Consider the following 2060-nt stretch of genomic DNA (forward strand, 5'->3'; position numbering starts at 1 on the left):
TCGCCAGCGATGCTGAAGCGCGGGCGGTGGTCACCCTGGCCTGCCGCCAGCGGGCTGAAGCGCAGCATCTCGCCGATCTGGGCAAACATGCCGATGCCAACCGTCTGCGCAGACAGGCGGCCGCGACTGAAGGGCGCCTGGTCGATCTGTTCTGGCGCGATGCTGCACAGTTGGCGCTTCTGCAGCGGAGGGCCGCGTGATGCCTTTGAACATCGAGATCACTGTCTATCGCTTTTGCGTCTGTGCGCCCGATCTGGAAGCTGGAAGGCACGCGTGGCACTGGCACGTAAGCTGGCGGTAATCCTGCTGACCATGTGGAAGGCCAATACGATGTTCGAAAATAGGAGCTTCGCCGGATAGTTTACTGAACAAAGGACGCCGGGCACGTTCCAGGTCTGGCCAAGCTATCTCGAGACTCGCTTTGCTGCATGCCCTGAGATGAGCCTGACAGCGTGAATCACATCGAGAGGCTTTATGCATGGCGCCATTATGAGGCAGACTCAAACATCTGACCTCGAAGACGACAACGCAATGGGTGCACCGCGGCAAAGACGACCTGGGATTTGCCTTGAACGATTAGACGACAAGCGCGTCCATCGGATCTATTGCGAGTTGGAACTGAACCTCCGGATCAAGCCGCGGCGACGGATCAAGCGCGACAAGCCCGATGAACTCAGCGTCCCAGAGGCCCCGAACACGGTCTGGTCAATGGACTTCATGGCTGATCGATTGGCCGATGGCCGCCAGTTCCGGATTCTGAACGTGTTGGACGACTTCAACCGTGAAGGTCTGGGGATCGAAGTCGACTTCTCGCTCCCGGCCGAGCGGGTCGTCCGGTCGCTGAACCAGATCATTGAATGGCGCGGGAAGCCCTTGGCGATCAGGGTCGACAATGGCCCGGAATACATCAGTTCCACGCTGATGATCTGGGCCGAGAAGCAGGGCATTGCCCTCAACCACATCCAGCCCGGAAAGCCCCAACAGAACGCTTATGTCGAGCGTTACAACAGAACGGTCCGGCATGAATGGCTGGACCTCTACATCTTTGAAACCATCGAGGAGGCGCAGGAGATCGCAACCGACTGGCTATGGACTTACAACAATGAACGCCCCAACATGGGCATCGGCGGCATCACACCCGCCCAGAAACTGAAGATGGCTGCCTGAAGTCTACTTCTGCGCCCCGTTAAAACGGGGAGGATTACCCATTGGCCTCGCAGATCATGTCGAAGCGCATTGGCCGGGAGTAGATCGTGTTCCTGTTCCGCGGCTGCTCTGCGAACTGGATTCCGTTGTCGGTGAGAATGGTATGAACCTGGTAGGGCACGGCTTCGAGCATATGCTGAAGGAACTCCCAGGCTGTCTTCCTGTCGGCCTTATCGACGAGTTGGGTCACGGCGAACTTGCTCGTGCGGTCGATGCCGACGAACAAATATAGTTTGCCTTCAGCGGTCTGCACCTCGGCGATATCGATATGGAAGAAGCCGATCGGGTAGCGTTTGAACTTCGACCGCTTCGGCTTGTCGCCCTCCATATCAGGCAAGCGCGAGATGCCGTGGCGCTGCAGGCAGCGGTGCAGCGCCGAGCGTGTCAGGTGCGGGATGGATGGCTGCAGGGCGTAAAGGCAGTCATCCAATGGCAGCAGCGTATGGCGCCGAAACGCCACGACCATCGCCTCTTCGGCCTCGGAAAGGACCGTTGAGCGCGGCTCCGACGGCCCTGTTTTCATGTCCTCGACCGTTGCCCGTTTCCGCCACTTCGCCACGGTCTTGGGATTGATCCCCAGCTCCCGGCTCAGTTGCGCGAGCGAAGCTTGCGATCACTGTATTGCTGCTCGGACAGCGTGCGTGGTCGTGGCGCTGCCGTGACGAATTTGTCCCATAGGGCGTCCTTCCATTCCAGAGAAAGGATCGCACCATCAAACCGTGGGATCAAACACCTTATGTGTCTCAGACCTGCTACATTAATCCCGTTGCCGGTCCAGGCCAGGACCAGCAACGGGGTAGGATACAGCGCTGAACACCTTGTGGCCTGACCACGATTGCTAGCCGGCTGATCCT

The 2060-nt window shown here is 58.8% G+C and carries 2 protein-coding genes and 2 pseudogenes; 2 read left to right on the plus strand and 2 right to left on the minus strand.

Annotated elements, in window-relative coordinates; genetic code table 11:
• Nucleotides 1-200: hypothetical protein (locus AC4FS3_RS28580; RefSeq protein ID WP_491023352.1), on the plus strand; the 200-nt coding region annotated here is incomplete at its 5' end.
• Between the two features lie 385 nt (nucleotides 201-585).
• Nucleotides 586-1167: pseudogene (locus AC4FS3_RS28585) on the plus strand (IS3 family transposase); the annotation flags it as partial.
• Between the two features lie 46 nt (nucleotides 1168-1213).
• Here the strand turns inward: AC4FS3_RS28585 and AC4FS3_RS28590 are convergent.
• A pseudogene (locus tag AC4FS3_RS28590) lies at nucleotides 1214-1882 on the minus strand (DDE-type integrase/transposase/recombinase); the annotation flags it as partial.
• Nucleotides 1795-2060, minus strand: a 266-nt coding sequence (locus tag AC4FS3_RS28595) for a hypothetical protein (protein WP_491023353.1), incomplete at its 5' end; no start/stop codon positions are given. The gene AC4FS3_RS28595 and the pseudogene AC4FS3_RS28590, both read right to left, overlap by 88 nt.

This window comes from Pseudogemmobacter sp. TB195, from assembly GCF_058313095.1.